The sequence below is a fragment of the Spirillospora sp. NPDC049652 genome (assembly GCF_040675125.1).
Classification (GTDB): Bacteria; Actinomycetota; Actinomycetes; order Streptosporangiales; family Streptosporangiaceae; genus Spirillospora.
In genome coordinates, this window is sequence record NZ_JBFAOF010000598.1 from 1 (window position 1) to 4531 (window position 4531).

Consider the following 4531-nt stretch of genomic DNA (forward strand, 5'->3'; position numbering starts at 1 on the left):
CACCCGTCCGGACGGTACGCGACCGGCGGCCACACCCACGGCCAGACGGGCGGATATCCCAGGCCGCCGCAGGCCACCGGCCCCTATCCCGCGCCCGGCGAGAACCCCGGCCCGTCCGGACGCCACGGGACGGGCGGGTACGCCATGCCGGAGGACGATCCCTACGGCTCCGGCTCCGGACGGCATCGCAGCGGCACCGCCGACCGGCCCGACCTGCCCGACTCGTCCGGTCAGTTCGGCTCGTCCGATGACGACCCGGACCTCCCGCCCGGCGCCGGCCGCTACCGCCGCTGACCGCGCCGCTCGCCGCTCGCCGCGTCTGTCCCTCCCCGCCGGAGGGATGGATGACGGCGCGGACGCAGCCGTCCTTCTTGTTCTTGAACAGGTCGTAGGCGAGGGGCGCGTCCCGGTTTCCTGTGCCCTTCCCGGAAAAGACGTGCCCGCCGTCTCCCAGCTCTGACGCGCGCGCCTCCCTCAGCTCTGGCGGGCGTCGCGGATCAGGTCGCGGACGCGGTCGGCGATGGCGGCCATCGGGCCCACGAGCGCGTTCTTGGTGGCGGACTCGGTCCCGGGGTGCGGACGGGTGGGGGCCGTGGCCTGGGCGGCGCGGACGGCCGCGGCGAACCCCTTGAGCTGGGCGGGGCTGAACTGGTCCTTCAGCCGGTCGAACTCGTAGCGCTCCTCGGCGCGGGCGTGGGTGAGGACGTCGACGCGCAGCTTGTCCAGCGCCGCGAGGAACTTCGGGTCGTCGGTGTCCATGCTGTCCAGCTTCGACAGCGTCTCCTTGGCCGCGCGCTCCTCGGCCAGGCGGTCGTCCACGATCCCGTCGCCGCCGGGCAGGCTCCGCGCGGACGGGTGCACGATCTCCTCCTCGGCCGTCTCGTGCACCGCGAGCAGGCGGACGAGTTCCTGGAAGGCGTCCCTGCGCTTCTCCCCGTCGGAGTGCTTCACCTCGTCGAACAGGTCACGGATGCGGCCGTGCTGCGCGCGCAGCAGATCGACGACGTCCTCGGTGTTCTGCGCGTCGGTGGGCGTTGTCTGCATACTCGTTCCTCGCTGCTGGGAAAAGGAAATACGACGCAGGGCCATTTCGGCCATGCGCTCGGGCGGCATGTGACGGCAGCCTCCTACCCGGGCGCCCCTCGACTAAGCGGACCCCCGATGACTCCTTGCGAAAGCTCTTCCAATCGCCTCGGCCCTTGGGCGCCTCGCAAAAGTCTTCCAATGACTGCGGCGAATCGTGTGCAGAGTGATCAGGGCCGGGTAGCAGCAGGAAACCGTCTCAATCGGCTCCCAAAGAAGGACGTGACCGGTGGCTTTCAACCCGCTCGAACACCGCGGAATCCCGCTGGACGACCAGCTGCGCAACTGGGCGGAACTGGACGTCGCCCCCGTGGACCCCGACGACGCCGATCCCTACACCAAGTGCCGCATCATCACGATGAACGGCATCGAGGTGGAGGCGATCATGTTCAGCCACCACATGGCCCGGGTCTGCCCGGACCTGGCCGTCAAGCAGCAGCTCGCCCGCGTCCGCTACATCGAGGCCCAGCAGCAGAAGGTCGTCAACTGGCTGCTGCCCGGCCAGGCGTCGGTGCTGGAGACCACCCTCAGCTACGAGCAGGTCGCCGTCGACCTGACCGGCTGGGTCGCCCGCCAGGAGCCCGACCCCTACCTCAAGCAGGCCTACGAGTTCGGCCTGCTGGAGGACTTCGACCACCTGTACCGGTACGCCAACCTGTACGAGATGATCGAGCACCGCAAGGCGGAGAAGATCGTCGACCAGCTCACCGAGGTCATGCCCGGACGCCCCGGCTACCTGCAGCACCGCGACCCGATGGACAACGTCCGCGAGCCCTACGACAAGACCGCCGCCGCGCCGCTGTCGAAGCTGCACGCGCTGACGATCATGTCGGCCGAGCAGCAGACGATGAACTTCTACATGAACGTCGGCCCGATGTACATGGAGCCGATCGCGCGCCGGCTGTACCAGGAGATCGGGCTGGTCGAGGAGGAGCACGTCACGCACTACGAGTCCCTGGTCGACCCCGGGGAGACGTGGTGGGAGCGGCTGGTCAACCACGAGTACAACGAGTGCTACCTGTACTACTCGTTCATGCAGACCGAGACGGACCCGCGCGTCAAGGGCATCTGGGAGCTGCACCTGAACATGGAGCTGGAGCACCTGCGGCTCGCCTGCGACCTGATGCGCCGCCACGACGGCCGCGACCCCGAGAGCGTCCTCGCGCCCGCGCTGCCCGAGCCGGTCACGTTCGAGCCGAACAAGCGGCTCATCCGGGACCTGCTCGCCACCCAGATCGACTACACCACCCTCGGCACCGGGTACGTCCAGGAGATGCACCAGCGGTTCGAGCAGATGCAGAACAGGATCAACGCCGAGCGGCCGCCGCAGGAGATCGTCATCGACGAGCACCGGGAGAAGTTCGGCGACGAGTACCGCCTGGCCACCGACGGTCCCCACCCGGTGGAGCGGCTCCGCGACAAGCCCGCGAAGTGAGCCGGCCCGTCGCGAGCTGACCCGGCCCGTCCCGTTCCGGACCGTGCCCGGCTGGACCGTGCCGTTCTGATCGGCCACCGGCAAAGCGGGTGATCCGCGACAGACCGGCATGGTCCGCGTTTCGGCAGCGCGGACGCGCGCGGCGGTGCCACACTCGGCCCGGAAACGGTTTTCAGTTTCAGGACGGGGGCATCGCTCGTGAAGGTCGCGTTCGTGGGCAAGGGCGGCAGCGGCAAGACCACCACCTCTTCGCTCTTCATCCGCCATCTCGCCGCCGAGGGCGCGCCGGTCGTCGCGATCGACGCGGACATCAACCAGCACCTCGGCGTCGCGCTCGGGATGACCGAGGCCGAGGCCGCGGACGTCCCGGCGCTCGGGGCGCATCTGACGGAGATCAAGGAGTACCTCCGCGGCGACAACCCGCGGATCGCCTCGGCGGCCGAGATGGTCAAGACGACGCCGCCGGGACGCGGCTCGCGGCTGCTGCGCTTCGACGGGCACGACCCCGTCCACGCGCTGTCGCGGCAGGTGGACGGCGTCACGTTCATGGCGACCGGGCCGTTCGACGAGGGCGACCTCGGGGTGTCCTGCTACCACGGCAAGACCGGCGCGATGGAGATGTACCTCAACCACCTGGTGGACGGCCCGGGCGAGTACGTCGTGGCGGACATGACGGCGGGCGCGGACACCTTCGCGTCCGGCCTGTTCACCCGGTTCGACGTCCTGTTCCTCGTGGTCGAGCCGACGCGCAAGGGCGTGGCGGTCTACCGGCAGTACACCGGCCACGCGTCCGACTTCGGCGTCCGGATCGCGGTGGTCGGCAACAAGGTCCAGACCCGCGGGGACGAGGAGTTCCTCCGCGAGCACATCGGCGCGGACCTGCTCGCGGTCATCGGCCACCAGCCCGCGGTGCGCGCGATGGAGCAGGGCCGCCCGTTCACCCTGGACGCCCTGGACGAGCCGGCGCGCAAGGTGCTGCGCCGCCTCCAGGACGAGGTGGACGCGCAGCCGAAGGACTGGGACCGGTACCTGCGGCAGGCGCACGAGTTCCATGTGCGCAACGCCGAGGGCTGGGCGAACAAGGCGGTGGGCGCCGACCTCACGCGGCAGATCGACCCCGGTTTCAGGCTCGGGCCGGACGCGCTCGCGGCCGGCGCGGCGGCGCCCTCGGGCTGGATCGCGGGGACCCCGTGATCCGGGCACGGCGAGGCCCCCACGACCGGGCGGAACATGGGGGCCTCGTCGTGCTGATCCGGCGCGCGGCCGTGCGGGTCCGGCCCGCGGCCGGTCGGCGGCGCGCGGGGCGTCAGCAGTTCAGCAGCGTCGGGTCCTGGTTGAGCAGCTGGGCCTCGGGCGAGACGAACCGCTGGTAGGCCGTCTCGGCGTCCTTCTCGAACACGGCGGGCTTGCAGCAGTTCTGGAACGCCAGCCGCACGCCGAAGTGCTCCTGGATCGCGTTCCGCATCGAGTCGCTGGAGAACATGCGGAACATCTGGCCCCACTCCTCCTCGGTCTCGGGGACGCGCGTGTTCTGGACGCTCTCGGCGTCGGTGCTCCTCATCTCCTCCACCAGCCGGGTGACCATGGCCCAGGCGAACGGCAACGAGTCGGCGACGCACTTGATGAACTCGTCCTGTTCGACCTTCCCGGCCTCGGCCTTCGCCAGAAGCTCGGGCGATACGTTGAGCGACATGTCGCACCTCCGCCTTGGACGCTAGGCAGGCCGTCACTGTCCGTCCATCCCCGGTCCACAGAACTAACCGAAGGGACAGGGCCGGGGTCCGAGAGCGCCCGGCGGACGGGCGCGCGGGCCACAGGTCAGCCCGCGGCGCGCTCCGGGGAGAGGCCGGAGACGCCGGAGAGGTCCTTGACGAGGTTGACGGTCCCGTCGGGGGCGGACGCGACCAACTCGTAGCCCTCGCTCTGGTAGAGGTCGATGTTCCGGCGGCTACTGGCCCCGGTGAACAGCACGGCGCGCCGTGCGTCCGGGCCGGCGGCGGCCTCGGCGGCGCG

At 70.4% G+C, this 4531-nt stretch carries 4 protein-coding genes and 2 pseudogenes; 3 read left to right on the forward strand and 3 right to left on the reverse strand.

The window, feature by feature from the left end; all coding sequences use genetic code 11:
* Positions 1–294 (forward strand): annotated as a pseudogene (locus AB0J52_RS28720) (hypothetical protein); the annotation flags it as partial.
* Positions 295–474: 180 nt separating this feature from the next.
* Here the strand turns inward: AB0J52_RS28720 and AB0J52_RS28725 are convergent.
* The gene (locus AB0J52_RS28725; RefSeq protein WP_500185616.1) at positions 475–1044 is read right to left on the reverse strand and encodes a hemerythrin domain-containing protein; all 570 of its coding nucleotides are present in this window, start codon (positions 1042–1044) and stop codon (positions 475–477) included.
* A 268-nt stretch (positions 1045–1312) separates the two neighbouring features.
* Here AB0J52_RS28725 and AB0J52_RS28730 point away from each other — a divergent pair, with 268 nt between their 5' ends.
* Both AB0J52_RS28730 and AB0J52_RS28735 read left to right on the forward strand, forming a co-directional pair.
* The gene (locus AB0J52_RS28730; protein WP_500185617.1) at positions 1313–2518 is read left to right on the forward strand and encodes a hypothetical protein; all 1206 of its coding nucleotides are present in this window, start codon (positions 1313–1315) and stop codon (positions 2516–2518) included.
* Between the two features lie 198 nt (positions 2519–2716).
* Positions 2717–3712: an ATP-binding protein gene (locus tag AB0J52_RS28735; RefSeq protein WP_500185618.1), complete on the forward strand. Its 996-nt coding sequence runs from the start codon at positions 2717–2719 to the stop codon at positions 3710–3712.
* Positions 3713–3824: 112 nt separating this feature from the next.
* On the opposite strand, the gene AB0J52_RS28740 is transcribed toward AB0J52_RS28735, so the two are convergent.
* Both AB0J52_RS28740 and AB0J52_RS28745 read right to left on the reverse strand, forming a co-directional pair.
* Entirely contained in the window at positions 3825–4211 is a 387-nt protein-coding gene (locus AB0J52_RS28740) for an SCO5389 family protein (RefSeq protein WP_500185619.1), read from the reverse strand.
* 125 nt (positions 4212–4336) lie between these two features.
* Positions 4337–4531, reverse strand: a pseudogene (locus tag AB0J52_RS28745) (hypothetical protein); the annotation flags it as partial.

Coding starts and splice junctions, on each gene's coding strand:
- AB0J52_RS28725 (WP_500185616.1), bottom strand. CDS start 1,044: ATGCAGACAACGCCCACCGACGCGCAGAACACCGAGGACGTCGTCGAT.
- AB0J52_RS28740 (WP_500185619.1), bottom strand. CDS start 4,211: ATGTCGCTCAACGTATCGCCCGAGCTTCTGGCGAAGGCCGAGGCCGGG.